The sequence below is a fragment of the Pseudomonas frederiksbergensis genome, from assembly GCF_003732665.1.
Taxonomy (GTDB): Bacteria; Pseudomonadota; Gammaproteobacteria; order Pseudomonadales; family Pseudomonadaceae; genus Aquipseudomonas; species Aquipseudomonas frederiksbergensis_G.
On the sequence record NZ_MOBP01000006.1, the window covers coordinates 724,131 to 740,162 of the forward strand.

Genomic DNA, 16,032 nt, shown 5'->3' on the forward strand with positions numbered 1-16,032 from the left:
TCAGTCGAGGTCCAGCACCACGACCCGCTGCCCGGCGCGCACCGCCGAACCCGGTTGCACGAGAATCTTGCGCACCACCCCGGCCATCGGCGCCAGCAGGGGGATTTCCATCTTCATCGACTCCAGAATCACCAGCACATCCCCGGTCTCAACCCGTGTGCCGGTTTCAACCTGGACCTGCCAGAGGTTGCCGGCGATGTGGCTGTCGACGCTCTGTTGACCGCTGGCCAGCGGCGCGTCTTCGGTCGCTTCGGGGATCAGTTCTTCACTGTCGAAATGTGCCTGGCCGCTGGCGATCCAGCGTTCCCGTTCGGCGTTGAACGCCGCTTTTTGCTGATCGCGAAACGCCGCGATGCTCTCGGCTTCTTTCGTCAAAAAAGCCTGGTAATCCGCCAGGTTCAACTGACTGTGTTCGATGTTCAGCTCGAAGCGCCCGAGGGGGAAATCCCGGCGAATGCGCAGCAGCTCATCGGCGCTCACCGGGTAAAAACGAATCTGATCAAAGAACCTTAGCAGCCACGGTTTGCCGTCGAACGCCGCCACTTCGCGGTAGCGATTCCACATCTGCAAGGTGCGCCCGACAAACTGATAACCACCAGGGCCTTCCATGCCGTACACGCACATGTAGGCGCCGCCGATGCCCACCGAATTTTCGGCAGTCCAGGTGCGCGCCGGGTTGTACTTGGTGGTCACCAGACGATGGCGCGGGTCGAGCGGGGTGGCGACCGGTGCGCCGAGGTAAACGTCGCCCAAACCCATCACCAGATAGCTGGCATCGAACACCGTGCGCTGCACTTCGTCGAGGTTCGGCAGGTCGTTGATGCGGCGGATGAACTCCAGGTTGCTCGGGCACCACGGCGCGTCCTTGCGCACGGTGGTCATGTATTTTTCGATTGCCAACTGACAGGCCGGATCGTCCCAGGACAGCGGCAAATGCACGATGCGCGATGGGACTTGCAGGTCCTTGGCGGCGCACACCGCGTCCCATTCACCGGCGATGATGCCGAGCAGATCGGTCAGCGGTAGTTGTTCGGGGTGGTAGTGGACTTGCAGGGAGCGGATGCCGGGCGTGAGGTCGATGACGCCGTGGAGGTGTTTGGTTTCCAGGGCTTGCATCAAGGCATGGGCGCGGAAGCGCAACACAAGATCGAGCTCTGGTGCGCCGATTTCCAGCAGCAGATGAGTATCGCCCGACAGTCGCGCTACCAGCCGCGTATCCCCCTGACCCAACTCCAACACCACAGGCGACTCAACCCCCTGTGGGAGCGGGCTTGCTCGCGAAGGCGTCGTGCCAGTCGATATTAATGTGTCTGATACACCGCTTTCGCGAGCAAGCCCGCTCCCACAGGGGGTATCCCATTTCAGGGCGAGATTGCGGGCGGTTTTGAGATCGACCGGTTGGAACTGCACCTTATCCCCAGCCTTAAGCTGCCCCAACTGCCAAAGGTCCGCCTCGATCACCGTCACCGGGCACACAAACCCGCCCAGGCTCGGCCCATCCGGCCCGAGGATCACCGGCATGTCCCCGGTGAAATCCACCGCGCCGATCGCATACGGATTGTCATGGATATTCGACGGATGCAGTCCCGCCTCTCCACCATCGGCCCGCACCCATTCCGGCTTCGGCCCGATCAGCCGCACGCCGGTGCGACTGGAGTTGAAATGCACTTCCCACTGGGTGGCAAAGAAAGTACCCATGTAGTTTTCGGTGAAATATTCCGGTGCGCCGTGGGGGCCGTAGATCACCCGAATTTGCCGCACGGCTGGCAGATCAGCGATGTCAGGCAGTTGTTCTCCGGCCCTACGATCATTCAGCGCCGGCACATGCAGCACATCACCGGCCCGCAGCGCCCGCCCGCCATGTCCACCAAACTGGCCGAGGGTGAAGGTGCTTTTGCTGCCCAGGTAGTCCGGCACTTGCAGCCCACCGCGCAGGCACAGGTAGCTGCGGGCGCCCGCACCGGCGATCGTGCCGAGGCTCAATGTGGCCCCTGCCGGAATCAACAATGCGGTGTTCATCGGCACCGCTTCACCGTTCAACGTCAACGGAATCACCGCCCCGGTCACCGCCACCACGGCGTCACAGTTGAAGCGCAGCAACGGCCCGCTCATGGTGATTTCCAGTGCCGCAAAACCCTCGTCATTGCCCAGCAATCGGTTGCCCAAACGCAACGCCCGACTGTCCATCGGCCCCGACGGCGGCACGCCGACCGCCCAGTAGCCGAGGCGACCGGGATAGTCTTGCACGCTGGTTTGCGTCCCGGCGCTGAGCACTTCGAACGTGTTGGCGTGATACACCAGACCTTCCAGGCACCGCGTCCACGGCTGGCCGCTGGCGAACGGTGCGTCGAGCAAAATCTGCCGCAGGTAATCGCGGTTGGTTTCCACGCCGTAGAGCAGGCTGTCGCCCAAGGCCTGATGCAAATCTGTAAGCGCCAGCTCCCGAGTCGGCGCCCAACTGATGACCTTGGCAATCATCGGATCGAAGTACGGCGGGATCTCGCAACCGGCCTCGACCCAGGTGTCGATGCGCAGGTGTTTGCCGTCAGTGGCGGGGAAGTTCACCGCCGTCAGCAGGCCCGGACTCGGCTGAAAATCCCGGCCCGGATCTTCCGCATACAACCGTGCCTGAATCGCATGACCGTGCGCGTTCAAACCTCTGCTTAATTCATGAAGCGGCGGTAAATCGCCCGCCGCCAGTTCGACCATCCAGCGCACCAGATCCACGCCCCACACCTGTTCGGTAACGCCGTGCTCGACCTGCAAACGGGTGTTCACTTCCAGAAAGTAGAACTGCTGATCTTCACTGTCGAAGACAAATTCCACCGTCCCGGCGCTGCGGTAATTCACCGCTTTCGCCAGTTTGATCGCCGCCGCACACAACGCGTCTGCCATCCCTTCGGGCAGGTTCGGCGCCGGGGTTTCTTCGAGGACTTTTTGGTTGCGCCGCTGCACCGAACAGTCGCGCACGCCGAGGGCAATCACCTCGCCCAAACCATCGCCAAACACCTGCACTTCCAGATGCCGGGCGCGCTGGATGTACTTCTCGATGAACACCCCGGCGTCGCTGAAATTGTTCTGGCCCAGGCGTTTGACCGCTTCGAAGGATTCGCTCAGCTCCGCAGCGCTGCGGCACACGCGCATGCCGATGCCGCCACCGCCGGCGGTGCTTTTGAGCATCACCGGGTAGCCCACGTGTTCGCCGGCAATCATCGCCGCGTCGAGGCTGTCGAGCAGTTCAGTGCCTTCGAGCATCGGCACGCCGTGTGGCTTGGCCAACGCACGGGCGGTGTGCTTGAGGCCGAACACTCGCAATTGTTCCGGCGTCGGGCCGATGAAGGCGATGTTGGCCGCTTCACAGGCTTCGGCGAATGCGGCGTTTTCAGAGAGAAAACCGTAGCCGGGATGAATCGCCGTGGCGCCGGTGGCTTGGGCGATGGCGAGGATTTTATCCACCGCCAAATAGGTGCCGGCCGCCGCGCCTTCACCGAGGCTGTGGGCTTCATCGGCCTGCAAAATGTGCAGGCTTGCGGCATCGGCTTCGGAGTACACGGCAACGCCCTTGACCTGCAAATCACCCAAGGTGCGCAGGATGCGGCAGGCAATGGCGCCACGGTTGGCAATCAGGACTTTTTCAAACATGGCAAAACCCCCGGAGGCGATAACGCATCAGCCTCGACCTGGGATGCGGGCCGTCCCGCAGTTTTTCGATAGGCGCCGAGGTCGTCCCCGGGCGGAAAAACAATCTACAAAACACCGAAAATCCACTGTGGGAGCGGGCTTGCTCGCGAAGGGGCCAGCACCTTCACCATGGATGTCGACTGACACACCGCTTTCGCGAGCAAGCCCGCTCCCACAGTTGGATCAGTGGTGTTTTTGGGGGTTTAGGCACTGGCCCGAACGCGCCTGGCACAGGGCAAACAACCACCGCCGCAATCGCAACAATTTCAGTTCCATACCAGTAACTCCGCAGGCGTAGGGTTGTAGGCATTGCACGGGTTGTTCAATTGCGGGCAGTTGGAAATCAACACAATCACATCCATCTCCGCCCGCAGATCCACGTACTTGCCCGGCGCTGAAATCCCGTCTTCAAACGTCAATCCACCGTCGGCCGTGACCGGCACGTTCATGAAGAAGTTGATGTTCGGCCCGATGTCGCCCTTGCCCAGTCGTCCGTCGTGGACGCAGGCTCGCAGGTAGTTGTCGCGGCAGCTGTGCATGTAGCGTTTCTCCAATGCGTAACGCACGGTGTTGCTCTCTTGCGCGCAGGCGCCGCCGAGGGTGTCATGGCGCCCGCAGGTGTCGGCGACGATGGTCAGCATCGGTTTGCCGAGGTTGGAATAGAGCACGCTGCCGGTGCTGAGATAGACGCTGTTCTGCCGGCGCAAGGTGCGTTGCACGTCGTAGCGTTCCTTTGGGTTGGCGAGGCTGTAGAACAAGGTGTCCACGGCTTGATTGCCTTCCAGGTCGAGGATGCGCAAGGTCTGGCCGGCCTTGACCTCCATCAGCCAGGGTTCGCCGGCGGGGATGGTGGCGCGGTATACGGCGTTCTCAGGCTGCTGGTGTGAAGTAGCGATGGCGAGTGACATGGCAGCAATCCTCAGGCGAACAAACGGTCGGTGTTGATAAAGCCGCGCTCGTTTTCCGGGCGCGAGGTGCGGCAGTGTTCGGCGACGCTGGCGTCGGCGTTCATCCAGCTCAGTTTCAGCGGTTTTGGCGCGTAGTCCGGCGACGGATCCATCGGATGTTGCAGCGCGGTGAGCACCACCAGGGTGTCCATCGGTGCGTACAACTCGATGTAGTCGCCGGCCTTGGAGTTGCCCTCGACGAAGTGGAAGCGTCCGGCCTCATCGACGTTCACGCGGCTGAACAGGTTGAGGGTCATCAGCAAATCCGACAGGCCCAACCCCCACTTGCCCAGCTCCACCAACAGGTTGTCGGTGCCGTTGCGGAAGAAGCCGTTGCGCAGTTCCTGATAGCGGCCGGCGCCGTATTTTTCCGCTACTTCTTCAGCGCAGAGCACACCACCGAGGCTGTCGCTCCAGCCGCAGGTGTCGGCAGTGATTGCCGCCAGCACCCGGCCCATGTCCGAGTACAAACAATGGCCGGCAGTGAGCTTGGCGGTGTGTTGGCATTTGAGGCTGTCGGGCAGGTTCAGGCGTTCGGTTTTTTCGTTGGCGTTGAGCAGCGTCAGGCTGACATTGGCGCCGCCGCGCAGGTCGGTCAGGCGCAGCAGTTGGCCGCGTTTCAATACGAAGGAACGATGGCCGCCGCCGGGGAGCATTTCTTCGGCGAAGGGCGGGAACAGTTGGGTTGAATCAGTCATTTTCAGATTCCTCTAAGCGATACGAAGCGTGCCTGCCAGCTCAGCCGGCAAGGCATCGACGGCGGCGCGGGTGGCGCGGCGGTCGCTGTTCAAAGGGATGTCGTAGGTGATGCGTGCGCCATAGGCGCCGGGGGCGTGCGGGTCGAGGCGGACCTTGTCGAACACCAGCAAACGGGTGCCGAGGCTGAAACCTTCGGACAGGTCGTGGGTAACCATGAACACCGTCAGTCGGGTCTCGCGCCACAGCTCCAGCAGCAGAACATGCATGTCTTTGCGGATCCCCGGATCGAGGGCGCCAAACGGTTCGTCGAGCAGCAACACTCGTGGCTTCATGATCAACGCCTGGGCGATGGCCAACCGTTGTTGCATGCCGCCGGAGAGCTGCGCCGGGTACTTGTCCAGCGAGTGGCCGAGGCCGACTTTGTGCAACAGCACCGAGGCCTGTTCGCGGGCGTCTTTTTTGGCGTTGCCGAACAAGCGCCCGAGCAGCGCTGAGCGGGGCAGTTCGAGGCCGAGGGCAACGTTGTCCAGCACCGTCAGATGCGGGAACACCGAGTAGCGCTGGAACACCACGCCACGGCTCGAATCCGGTTCGCCGGCCAGGGCTTGGCCATCGAGCAGAATCTCGCCGCGACTGGCCTTTTCCTGGCCCAGCAGCAGGCGCAGGAAGGTCGATTTACCGCAACCCGAGGCGCCGACCAAGGTGCAGAACTCACCTTCGTTGACGTTCAGATTCAGACCTTCGAGCACCACCTGATCGGCGTACTGCTGCCAGACGTTTTTCACCGTGATGAAGCTCATGCGCGGGCTCCTTCATACCAAGGGAAGGCGCGCTGAGTCAGGCGCTTCAAACCCCAATCCATCAGCCAGGCAAGCAGGGTGATCCACACCACGTAGGGCAGGATCACGTCCATCGCCAGATAACGCCGCACCAGGAAAATCCGATAGCCGAGGCCATCCGTTGAAGCGATGGCTTCAGCGGCGATCAGAAACAACCACGCCGAACCGAGCATCAGCCGCAGGGAAATCAACAGCCGTGGCAGCAATTGCGGCAGCACCACGCGCAGCATCAAGGTCCAGGTCGAAGCGCCCAAGGTCTGGGCCTTGATCAGCAACTCGACGGGGATCTCCCTCGCACGCTGTTCCAGATCCCGGGCCAGCGCCGGGGTGATGCCGATCACGATCAGCATCACTTTCGACAACTCACCCAAGCCAAAAACGATGAACAGAATCGGCAGGATCGCCAGGGGCGGCACCATCGACAGCACCGTCAATAACGGCGACAACGGCGCGCCGAACAGCGGCAACGTCCCGGCTGCCATGCCCAGGCACAACCCGGCCAAGGCGCTGATGCCGAGGCCGATCGCCAGCCGTCGCAGGCTGGACGCGCTGTCCTGCCAGAGCAGGTAGTCACCGGTGCGGCTGTCGGCGACGAAGGCCAGGCGTTTCACCGCATCGGTCATCTGCACGGCGCTGGGCAGCAGTTTGTCGTTGGGGTTGTCCGTCAGCCGCTCGGCCGAGCCCAGGAAGTAGGCGAGCAGCACCAGGGCGAACGGCAGGATCACCAACAGCAAGCGACTCGGGCGATCCGGGTGGCGATTGATCAGGCGCATGGCCAGGTCCTCCAGTCTTACAACTTGGCGTCAGCGGCCATCTGCACGTAGCTCGGGTCGAAGCGCAGCTTGAGGTTGCCTTTGTCGCCGCTGGTCACGCCGTTGGCGAAGGCCATGCCCACGGCGCTGGTGTCCTTGGCGCCTTCACCGAGCAAGCCGTGCTGGAAGGAAAATTCGGCGACCTTGCGCATGGTTTCCGGCAATTGCTTGCTGGTAGAAAACGCCAGGGCTTCCTTGGGCGTGGCAAACAATTTGGTGGTGTCGAGTTGCGACTGGAAACCCGCCAGATCGGTGCCCGAGGCTTTGGCCATGTGTTCGAGGGCGGCTTTGCTCGCGGCGTTTTTCGCGTTCATCAACTCCACCACTTCGAACCAGGCGCCAGTCAGGGCTTTGCCGAGCGCCGGGTTGTCTTTGAGGGTGGCGCTGTTGACCACCATCATGTCCATGATTTCGCCGGGGATCTGGCTGGAGTTGAAGACTTCGGTCACGCCGGGTTTGGCCTTGATGTCCGAGAGCATCGGGTTCCAGGTGGTGACGGCGTTGACCTGTTCGGTGTTGAAAGCCGCCGAGATGTCGGCGTCGGAGGTGTTGACCACTTTCAGGTCTTTCTCGGTGAGGTCCACCGAATCCAGGGCCCGGGCCAGCAGGTAGTGGGAAACCGACAGCTCCACCAGATTGACGTCCATGCCCTTGAGGTCGGCGACTTTCTTGCCTTCGCCCTTGAGCACGACGCCGTCGTTGCCGTTGGAGAAATCGCTGACGATCAGCGCGGTGCTGTCCACGCCGCCAGCCGCCGGAATGGTCAGCGCGTCCATGTTGGTCATGGTGCAGCCATCGAACTGGCCGGCGGTGTATTGGTTGATCGATTCGACATAGTCGTTGAGCTGCACCACATCGATCTTGATGCCGTACTTCTTCGCCCATTTGTCGACGATGCCTTGGCTGCCGGCGTATTCCCAGGGCATCCAACCGGCGTAGATGGTCCAGCAGACGCTGAAGTGGTCTTTCTGGGCGGCGTGGGACGAGACGCTGACGAGGGCGGCGAATGCGGCGGCGAGCAGGGTGGGTATACGGAATCGGGTCATGGGATGGTTCTCCAGTTGATCAAGGGCGGGCAGGAGTCAACGCGGCACCGCGAACGGTGGCTTGTCTCCCGGGCTTTTGTCCCGCCGTGTAACCTCAACTGGAGGTCGCCAACTCTCGGACCAGCCACTCGCCTAAGCGAGCCGGAACCCTAGTCAGCCATTGCAAATTGTGGTGCCGCGAACCTGTGATGACTCCTGCACGCCTTTACTAAAGCGAGAGCCGTGCCAAGTCGGTGCGAGGCGTCTGGGCCGGGGGATGACGGTAATGGGCTGATGTTGGAGGGCGTTTGGTTGCCTTGTCATGGTGCGACGGCGCACCGCAATGGGCCGCTGATCAGGAGGCTTTTGCCGACACGCACTCGGGGCCGGATTCACAGTCAAAACAGGTGTGAGTCGGCCTGTGCCGACTGCTGTCGCGGGTCTTTCAGGAGGCCGCCATGAAGTATCAAAAACTGCTTCGTCGATTACTGCTGGGCGCGGTGTTGGGTCTGGGATTGTCCGGTTGCTATTACTACGCCGGCACGGCAGATGTGTACGCCACACCGTATTACTACCCCGGTTATTACTACTCGCCTTATTACTACGGCTATTCCTACCCCCGGTATTACGGGCGCTATCGCTACTATTACTACGGCAACCACGGGTATTACGGCGGTCGCGGGCCGGGTTATTACCACGGTGGCGGCCGCTACGGTCGGCATTGATCAGCGCGGCGCTGCCATGGATGGCGGCGCCGTTTTTCATGGGAAAGATGAAAAACCTTTCATCGGGGACTTGTTTCAATGTGTTTCATAAACGCACCAGATTCCGAAATCGATGTCTGATCTTTCGACAGTCGCCAACAATTGGCTGTCGCCTGCCAGCGTCGCTGGTGTGGCTACTCGCGGTCCAGGAGGCCGCCATGTATCGCCGAATTCTTCTGCTGGTCGTGTTGAGTTTTTCCCTTGGTGCATGCGTTCCCTATTCCTACGGAGATGGAGGCAGCTACTACAGTTCTGAGGTTTACTCGTCCCCCGCGCCGGCTTACTACTCGGGCGGTGGCAGCTACTACTCGGCGCCACGCTATTACCAACCGGCGCCGCGTTACTACCAACCAGCGCCGCGTTATTACCAGGCGCAACCGCGCTACTACCAGTCCTACAACCGTGGCTGGCAAGGCCATGATCGAGGCGGTTGGGATGGCCGCAATCGGGGCAACTGGGACAATGACCGCCGGGGTCATGACGGGCGCGATCACCGGGGTGGTGGGCGTGGCGATCATGACGGGCGCGGTGGCCGGGGTGGTCACCGGTAGTTCTTCATAACAGCCAGCTACAAAAAAGCGGCGCATTGAGCGCCGCTTTTTTTGTGCCCGGATTTCAGTACTCCGACAAATCCGCCAACGGATGCCGTCCTTCCCAGACTTTATGGAAATGCGCCTCGACCACCGCATCCGGCACGTTATTGATGTCCGGCCAGTGCCAGTGAGGCTTCTGGTCCTTATCAATCAATCGCGCCCGCACGCCTTCGCTGAATTCCGGGTGACGGCAGCAGTTGAGGCTCAGGGTGTATTCCATCTGGAAAACCTGGGCCAGTGACATGTGCCGGGCCCGGGCGATTTGTTCCCAGACCAGGTGCGCGGTCACCGGCGAGCCTTCGCTCATGGTTTTCGCCGCTCGGCTGAGCAGTGGGTCGGTGGAGTCGCGCAAATGGCTGATGGCTTTCCAGGCGCAGCGCACATCGCTGACGTCCAGCAGTTCGTCGATCTGCTGACGGCGTGGCAGCCATTGTGCCTCGGGCATCTGCGCGACCGCCTCCTGCTGCAAGGCCTTGAGCAGGCTGTTGAGCTGCATCGCGGTCTGTTCCTGCCAGTTCAATTGCAGCAGGCCTTCGACCAGTTCTTCCTGTTGCTCTTCCAGCAGGAAGCGGTCGGCCAGATCCAGGTCGATCGCGTCCCGCGCATTCATGTGCGCGCCGGTCAGGCCGAGAAACAACCCGAGTTTGCCGGGCAGTCGCGACAGGAACCAACTGGCGCCAACGTCCGGGTATAAACCAATGCTGATTTCCGGCATCGCCAAGCGGCTGCTCGGCGTGACAATGCGGATGCTCGCCCCTTGCAGCAGGCCCATGCCGCCGCCGAGTACGTAGCCGTGGCCCCAGCAGATCAGTGGTTTGGGGTAGGTGTGCAGCTTGAAGTCCAGGCGATATTCCGCGGCAAAGAATTGCGCGGCCAGGGGCGGCACTTCTCCGGGATGTTGGCGACAGGCTTCGACCAGACTGCGCACCTCGCCGCCGGCGCAGAAGGCCTTGGCTCCATTGCCGCGTAGCAAGACGCAGACGATTTGCGGATCCTTGGCCCAAGTGTCCATTTGATCGCGCAGGGCGTTGATCATCGGCAAGGACAGCGCGTTCAGCGATTTTTCGGCATCCAGGCTGGCGATGCCGATGCGGGCGCCATCGGTGCCGGTGAGTTCTTCGAAGTGCAGATTCATCGTGACCTCGATCGGGAATTTGAGCGTTCAGTATGATCGCATTGCAGGAAAGTGCCGGTTCTGTGTCAGATCAATTGACAAGCCTGCCCAGCTTTCCTAGGGTTCGCCCCATTGTTTTTGCCGGGTATGACCATGACTGCTGACGACCGTATCAAACTCGAACCGAGCTGGAAGGAGGCACTGCGTGCTGAATTCGACCAGCCCTACATGGCAGAGTTGCGCTCATTCCTGCAACAGGAGCGTGCGGCGGGCAAGGAAATCTACCCGCCAGGACCGATGATTTTCAATGCGCTCAATTCGACGCCGCTGGACAAGGTCAAGGTCGTGATCCTCGGCCAGGACCCGTATCACGGCCCCGGCCAGGCCCATGGTTTGTGCTTCTCGGTGCAACCGGGCGTGCCGGCGCCACCGTCGCTGGTGAACATCTATAAAGAGTTGAAACGCGACCTGAACATCGACATCCCGAGCCACGGCTGCCTGCAAAGCTGGGCCGACCAGGGCGTACTGATGATCAACACCACCATGACGGTCGAACGCGCCAACGCCAATGCACACAAGGACAAGGGCTGGCAGTACTTCACCGATCGGATCATTGAAGTGGTCAGCGAACATCAGCCGCATCTGGTGTTCATGCTGTGGGGCGCCCATGCACAGAGCAAGCAGAAGCTGATCGACGCGACCAAGCACTTGGTACTGACCTCGGTGCATCCATCGCCGTTGTCCGCTTATCGCGGGTTTTTTGGCTGTGGGCACTTCAGCCGCACCAACAAGTTTCTGGAACAGAATGGCGAAACGCCGATTGAGTGGCGGTTGCCGCCGGTTGGCTAACAGTAATTGCTAGTCCGGCAATGGGATGGCCGTTCGTCCATTACCATTGGAAATCCGGGAGTACCTGTTATTTCTGACAGTAGACGGAGCGTTGCGGGGGCTGTTCAATCAATGGCCGGTAGTCTTGAAGTGTTCAAGTTTCGCCGGCCTATCGATTCCAGAACAGGAGTTCGTCATGAAAGAGTTAAGCATTGAAGAAATCAAAGCCCTGCCTGCCGCGACTGGAAAATTCTCCGCAGAGGTATCGAGCCGGCCAAATGAGTCTTTTGTCGCTCAGGAAGTTATATTCAGGCAGGACCCGGTCTATGAAGATCAATACCGAGTCGGCGGGCGAATTGAAACAGCTGAGCAGTTCACTACGGTAATTTTCAACATACCGAAGAACATTCAAGATGGTGAACATGACATTGGCTTCGAAAGTAGCGTTACAGCGATTTACGCGGATGATCGGGATTTCGACGGTCATGCCGTACCCGCGGTAAGCGGAAAGATAAACCTCAAGTTTGATCGCGAAAACAATACGATCAGCGCTTCAGATTTTCGTTTCCGGACACCGGGAACCCCAGGTTTAGAAGTTTACTTAGGGAAATTCAGTATTAGGATGTGAGCGACTTGAATGAACCCACCCAGGGTTATCCTGGGTGGGGTCAAAAAGTAAAGCGTGTTACCGCTCGGGCATCTTGTCCCAATACTTGAACAACGGCTCCGCCAGAAACAACACGAACAACAACCGCATCACCTGCATCGCCGTCACCAGCGGCACCGACAATTGCAGCGTCTCCGCCGTCAAACTCATCTCCGCAATCCCGCCGGGCATCATGCCCAGGGTCAGTGAACGCAGATCCAGATGGGTCAGCGCACTCAACCCCAATGCCGCCGCCGTGGCGATCAACATGGTCAACACCGTGCCGATCAACGTGCGCCCCATAAACGACGGTGCCCGGCGGAAGAACTGCCGATTGAAGTGACACCCCAACCCGCTGCCGATCAGCCACTGGCCAATCTGGCTGCCGCCGTTGGGCAAGCCGATGTGCAAGTCCCAACCAATGCTCACCGCCGCGCTCACCAGCAACGGCCCGAACAGCCATGGGTTGGGCTGGCGCAAACGTTGCCAGATCCAGGCGAGCAGGGCGCCCGCCGGGAACAGAATCGCCAGCCAACGCCAATCAACGAGTGTGGAATGACCGATCGGCGTGCCGTCCCCGAGCAAATACTTGAACGCCGCCGGGACACACAGCACCACCACCAGCACCCGCAGGCTTTGCCCCGCCGCGACGCGGCTGATCACCGCGCCATTGCGGGCGCCGAGGTTGACCATCTCCCCCGAACCACCCGGCATGCTGGAGAAAAACGCCGTGGCGCGGTCCTCCCCGGTGCGCCGCATCAACCAGACCCCGACCACACTGGACAGGCTGGTGACCAGCGCGCCGAAGAAAATCAAACCGAAATGACTGAGCACCTGTTCCATCACCACCGGGGTGAAGTGCAGGCCGATGCCGATGCCGACGATCCACTGGCCGCACTTGCGCCCGCCAGGGATTTCCGCCAATTGCCACGGGGTGAGGCAGCGCACCAGAATAATCGCCAGCAACGAGCCGACCATCCACGGCAGCGGCCAGCCGACCTGGCTGGCGAGGTAACCGCCCAGCAGGCCGACCAGCGGTGTTCCCCACCAGGTTTTGAAGGGACGATCAGACATCTGCAATGACGCGCCTCGCAACCGAACGTTTGCGCCAGATCCGCAGGATCGGCATCAGCAGCATGATGGCCGTGAGCATCCATACGCCAAAGGTGATCGGGCTCGACCAGAGGATTTCCAGCGCACCGTTGGAAATCGACAGGGCGCGCCGCAGGTTCTGCTCCATCAAGCCGCCAAGGATGAAGCCCAGCAGCACCGGCGACAATGGGAAATCCAGTTTGCGCAGGATGTAGCCGAAGATCCCGATGCCGACCATCAGAAACAGATCGAAGGTGGTGGCGTGTACGGCGTAGACGCCGATCCCGGTAATGATCGCGATCACCGGCACCAGTGCCCAGTTCGGCACGGCGAGGATGCGGGTGAAGATGCGGATCATCGGGATGTTGAGGATCACCAGCATGATGTTGGCGATGAACAACGAAGCGATCAGGCCCCAGACGATGTCCGGTTGCTGTTGGAACAACAGCGGGCCTGGGGTGATGTTGTACAGCGACAGCGCGCCGATCATCACCGCTGTGGTGCCCGAACCGGGTACGCCGAGGGTCAGCATCGGCACCAGGGCGCCACAGGCCGAAGCACCGATAGCCGTTTCCGGGGCAGCGAGGCCGCGCATGTCGCCCTGGCCGAACGTGCCTTTGGCGCCGGCGATGCGTTTTTCGGTCATGTAGGCCACAGCGCTGGCCAGCGTCGCGCCCGCACCCGGCAACACGCCCATGATGAAACCCAGCAAGCCGCAACGGATGTTCACCACGAACACCGACGACGCTTCCTTGAAGTTGAACATCATGCGCCCGGTGGCTTTCACCGCTTCCTGACCGCGATGGGTTTTCTCCAGCAGCAGGAGAATTTCGCTGATGGAGAACAGGCCCAGCACCAACACGACGAACTGAATGCCGTCGGTCAAATGGATGTTGTCCCCGGTGAAACGGTACACGCCGCTGTTGGCATCGATGCCGACGCTCGACAGAAACAGGCCGATCAGCGCTGCGATAAAGGTCTTTAGCGGACGATCACCGGCCATGCCGCCGAGGCAGACAATCGCGAACACCATCAACACGAAGTATTCCGCCGGGCCGAAAGCAATCGCCCATTTCGCCAGCAGCGGGGCGAACAGCACCATGCCGCAAGTGGCGATGAAGGCGCCGATGAACGAACTCCACGCCGACAGCGACAGCGCCACGCCGGCCAGGCCTTTGCGGGCCATAGGGTAGCCGTCGAGGGTGGTCATCACGGTGGACGCTTCGCCCGGAATGTTCAGCAGGATCGAACTGATTCGTCCGCCGTATTCGCAACCCAGGTACACCGCCGCCAGCAGGATCAGCGCCGATTCCGGCGGCAGACCCAGGGCGAAGGCAATCGGGATCAACAGCGCCACACCGTTGATCGGGCCCAGGCCCGGCAACAGGCCAACCACGGTGCCGATCAAAGTGCCGCACAGCGCGGTCACCAGGTTGTACGGGCTCAGCGCGACGCCGAAACCCTGGCCCAAATAGCCAAACGTATCCATATCAGTTCTCCAGAACGTCGAGCAGCCCGAGTGGCAGCGGCACGTCCATCAACTTGTCGAACAGCAGGTAGAGGCCAACGCTCATCAGCGTGGTGACGACGATGCCGGGCAGCCAGCGCCCGCCGTACAGGCGCGCCATCGGGATGCCGATCAGGATGCTGCTGAGAATGAAGCCCAAGGGTTCGAACAGCCCGGCGAAGATCAGCAGCAGGACGATGCAGATGCCGATCTTGTTCAGGGTTTCGCGGTCGAGTTTCGGATCGTCTTCACTGTGCACGATCGGCGTCGGGCGAAACAGCATGTACAACAAACCGAGGCCCATCAGGCCCAACATCAACAGCGGAAAGGCCCGTGGGCCTACAGGTTCATAGGAAAAAGCCGCTTGATACGGCCACGCCATCAGCGCCAGGCCGACACAGACCGCCAGCAGCACCGAAGCAAAAATGCGTTGTACGAGCATGGGAAACTCCTGGGCCGCGACCCCGGGCAAACGGGGCCGCAGCCGCTAGACAGGGGCGATCACTGGATCAGGCCGAACTCTTTGGCCAGCACTTTGTAGTCGGCGACTTGCTTCTTCACGTAGGTGTCCAGCTCCGGGCCGGTCATGGCGAACGGGAACAGTTCACGCTGATCGCGCAGCTTGGCGAAGTCGTCGGAAGCCAGCAGTTTGTCGAAGGCGTCTTTCCACCAGGCGTAGTCTTCGTCGCTGACCTTCGGCCCCAGGTAGAAACCGCGAACCACTGGCCAGACGATGTCGTAGCCTTGCTCCTTGGCGGTCGGGATGTCTTTCATTTCCGGCTCGTCCAGGCGCTTCTCGGAGAACACCGCGAGCAGGCGCATGTCACCGCTCTGGATATGCGGCATGGAGTCGGAGATATCCGTGCTGCCAACCTGGATGTGGCCGCCGAGCAGTGCGGTGGCGATTTCACCGCCGCCTTCGAGGGCGACATAACGCAGGTCCCGGGGGTTGATCCCCGCTGCCTTGGCGATCAGCGCGGTTTGCATCCAGTCCTGGCTGCCGACGGTGCCGCCGGAGCCGATCACTACTTTGCTCGGATCTTTCTTCAACGCCTGAACGAGATCGTCGAGGGTCTTGTAGGGCGAATCGCTTTTCACTGCGATAGCGCCGTAGCTGGTGCCGACCGCTGCCAACCAACGCACGTTGGTTTCATCGAAACGCCCGAATTTGCCTTGGGCCAGATTCAGCAACGAGCCGCTGGACCAGGCTACGAGTGTGCCGGCATCCGCCGGGCGCTGGGCGACCACCGCGTTATACGCCACCGCGCCGACACCGCCGGGCATGTAGGTCACGCGCATCGGTTTGGTCAGCAATTTTTCGTTGAACAGCGCGCTCTGCGCCAGTTTGCAGGTCAAGTCGAAACCGCCGCCGGGGGAGGCCGGGGCGATGCATTCCGGGCGCTTGGGCTCGGCCATCAGTTGGCCGGCGAACAGCATGCAACTGGCGGCGAGGGCGAAACGGCGCAGTGATCGATTCATTTATTG

15 protein-coding genes and 1 riboswitch are annotated in these 16,032 nt (G+C 61.1%); of the genes, 4 read left to right on the forward strand and 11 right to left on the reverse strand.

What is annotated here, in order from left to right:
- The 6 genes from uca to BK665_RS13480 all read right to left on the reverse strand — a co-directional run bounded on the left by uca (position 1) and on the right by BK665_RS13480 (position 8,024).
- Positions 1-3,642, reverse strand: coding sequence for an urea carboxylase (uca, locus tag BK665_RS13455; RefSeq protein WP_123406186.1), 3,642 nt, complete (start codon positions 3,640-3,642; stop codon positions 1-3).
- 305 nt (positions 3,643-3,947) lie between these two features.
- Positions 3,948-4,589, reverse strand: a complete 642-nt coding sequence (locus tag BK665_RS13460; protein WP_123406188.1) for an urea amidolyase associated protein UAAP2 — start codon at positions 4,587-4,589, stop codon at positions 3,948-3,950.
- Between the two features lie 11 nt (positions 4,590-4,600).
- Entirely contained in the window at positions 4,601-5,326 is a 726-nt protein-coding gene (locus BK665_RS13465; protein WP_123406189.1) for an urea amidolyase associated protein UAAP1, read from the reverse strand.
- A gap of 12 nt (positions 5,327-5,338) precedes the next feature.
- Positions 5,339-6,127, reverse strand: a complete 789-nt coding sequence (locus BK665_RS13470) for an ABC transporter ATP-binding protein (RefSeq protein WP_123406191.1) — start codon at positions 6,125-6,127, stop codon at positions 5,339-5,341.
- Positions 6,124-6,939: an ABC transporter permease gene (locus BK665_RS13475; RefSeq protein WP_054615877.1), complete on the reverse strand. Its 816-nt coding sequence runs from the start codon at positions 6,937-6,939 to the stop codon at positions 6,124-6,126. The genes BK665_RS13470 and BK665_RS13475 overlap by 4 nt, the downstream gene beginning before the upstream one ends.
- A 17-nt stretch (positions 6,940-6,956) precedes the next feature.
- A complete protein-coding gene (locus tag BK665_RS13480; protein ID WP_123406193.1) occupies positions 6,957-8,024 on the reverse strand; it encodes a putative urea ABC transporter substrate-binding protein in 1,068 nt (355 codons plus the stop codon).
- Between the two features lie 63 nt (positions 8,025-8,087).
- Positions 8,088-8,188, reverse strand: a riboswitch (guanidine-I (ykkC/yxkD leader).
- 273 nt (positions 8,189-8,461) lie between these two features.
- Here BK665_RS13480 and BK665_RS13490 point away from each other — a divergent pair.
- Positions 8,462-8,728: a hypothetical protein gene (locus tag BK665_RS13490; RefSeq protein WP_123406195.1), complete on the forward strand. Its 267-nt coding sequence runs from the start codon at positions 8,462-8,464 to the stop codon at positions 8,726-8,728.
- 197 nt (positions 8,729-8,925) lie between these two features.
- Positions 8,926-9,318, forward strand: coding sequence for a hypothetical protein (locus BK665_RS13495; RefSeq protein WP_123406197.1), 393 nt, complete (start codon positions 8,926-8,928; stop codon positions 9,316-9,318).
- Between the two features lie 64 nt (positions 9,319-9,382).
- On the opposite strand, the gene dspII is transcribed toward BK665_RS13495, so the two are convergent.
- On the reverse strand, positions 9,383-10,495 hold the full coding sequence (gene dspII, locus BK665_RS13500; RefSeq protein WP_123406199.1) for an enoyl-CoA hydratase/isomerase DspII: 1,113 nt from the start codon (positions 10,493-10,495) through the stop codon (positions 9,383-9,385).
- A gap of 132 nt (positions 10,496-10,627) precedes the next feature.
- On the opposite strand from dspII, the gene ung reads away from it, so the two are divergent.
- Both ung and BK665_RS13510 read left to right on the forward strand, forming a co-directional pair.
- Positions 10,628-11,323 (forward strand): uracil-DNA glycosylase, encoded by a 696-nt coding sequence (gene ung / locus BK665_RS13505; protein WP_123406336.1) that lies wholly within the window; start codon positions 10,628-10,630, stop codon positions 11,321-11,323.
- 175 nt (positions 11,324-11,498) lie between these two features.
- Positions 11,499-11,930, forward strand: a complete 432-nt coding sequence (locus BK665_RS13510) for a hypothetical protein (RefSeq protein WP_123406201.1) — start codon at positions 11,499-11,501, stop codon at positions 11,928-11,930.
- Positions 11,931-11,987: 57 nt separating this feature from the next.
- On the opposite strand, the gene BK665_RS13515 is transcribed toward BK665_RS13510, so the two are convergent.
- Genes BK665_RS13515 through BK665_RS13530 form a run of 4 tightly spaced genes read right to left on the reverse strand, consistent with a single transcriptional unit; the run spans position 11,988 to position 16,026 of the window.
- Positions 11,988-13,022, reverse strand: coding sequence for an AbrB family protein (locus BK665_RS13515; protein ID WP_123406203.1), 1,035 nt, complete (start codon positions 13,020-13,022; stop codon positions 11,988-11,990).
- On the reverse strand, positions 13,015-14,529 hold the full coding sequence (locus tag BK665_RS13520; protein WP_123406205.1) for a tripartite tricarboxylate transporter permease: 1,515 nt from the start codon (positions 14,527-14,529) through the stop codon (positions 13,015-13,017). The genes BK665_RS13515 and BK665_RS13520 overlap by 8 nt, the downstream gene beginning before the upstream one ends.
- A 1-nt stretch (position 14,530) precedes the next feature.
- Entirely contained in the window at positions 14,531-14,989 is a 459-nt protein-coding gene (locus BK665_RS13525) for a tripartite tricarboxylate transporter TctB family protein (RefSeq protein ID WP_123406207.1), read from the reverse strand.
- A 59-nt stretch (positions 14,990-15,048) separates the two neighbouring features.
- Complete coding sequence (locus BK665_RS13530; protein WP_123406209.1) at positions 15,049-16,026, reverse strand: Bug family tripartite tricarboxylate transporter substrate binding protein; 978 nt, start codon at positions 16,024-16,026, stop codon at positions 15,049-15,051.
- Between the last annotated feature and the right edge of the window lie 6 nt (positions 16,027-16,032).

Coding starts and splice junctions, on each gene's coding strand:
- BK665_RS13460 (WP_123406188.1), bottom strand. CDS start 4,589: ATGTCACTCGCCATCGCTACTTCACACCAGCAGCCTGAGAACGCCGTA.
- ung (WP_123406336.1), top strand. CDS start 10,628: ATGACTGCTGACGACCGTATCAAACTCGAACCGAGCTGGAAGGAGGCA.
- dspII (WP_123406199.1), bottom strand. CDS start 10,495: ATGAATCTGCACTTCGAAGAACTCACCGGCACCGATGGCGCCCGCATC.
- BK665_RS13475 (WP_054615877.1), bottom strand. CDS start 6,939: ATGCGCCTGATCAATCGCCACCCGGATCGCCCGAGTCGCTTGCTGTTG.
- BK665_RS13525 (WP_123406207.1), bottom strand. CDS start 14,989: ATGCTCGTACAACGCATTTTTGCTTCGGTGCTGCTGGCGGTCTGTGTC.
- uca (WP_123406186.1), bottom strand. CDS start 3,642: ATGTTTGAAAAAGTCCTGATTGCCAACCGTGGCGCCATTGCCTGCCGC.
- BK665_RS13465 (WP_123406189.1), bottom strand. CDS start 5,326: ATGACTGATTCAACCCAACTGTTCCCGCCCTTCGCCGAAGAAATGCTC.
- BK665_RS13530 (WP_123406209.1), bottom strand. CDS start 16,026: ATGAATCGATCACTGCGCCGTTTCGCCCTCGCCGCCAGTTGCATGCTG.
- BK665_RS13510 (WP_123406201.1), top strand. CDS start 11,499: ATGAAAGAGTTAAGCATTGAAGAAATCAAAGCCCTGCCTGCCGCGACT.
- BK665_RS13495 (WP_123406197.1), top strand. CDS start 8,926: ATGTATCGCCGAATTCTTCTGCTGGTCGTGTTGAGTTTTTCCCTTGGT.
- BK665_RS13515 (WP_123406203.1), bottom strand. CDS start 13,022: ATGTCTGATCGTCCCTTCAAAACCTGGTGGGGAACACCGCTGGTCGGC.
- BK665_RS13480 (WP_123406193.1), bottom strand. CDS start 8,024: ATGACCCGATTCCGTATACCCACCCTGCTCGCCGCCGCATTCGCCGCC.
- BK665_RS13470 (WP_123406191.1), bottom strand. CDS start 6,127: ATGAGCTTCATCACGGTGAAAAACGTCTGGCAGCAGTACGCCGATCAG.
- BK665_RS13520 (WP_123406205.1), bottom strand. CDS start 14,529: ATGGATACGTTTGGCTATTTGGGCCAGGGTTTCGGCGTCGCGCTGAGC.
- BK665_RS13490 (WP_123406195.1), top strand. CDS start 8,462: ATGAAGTATCAAAAACTGCTTCGTCGATTACTGCTGGGCGCGGTGTTG.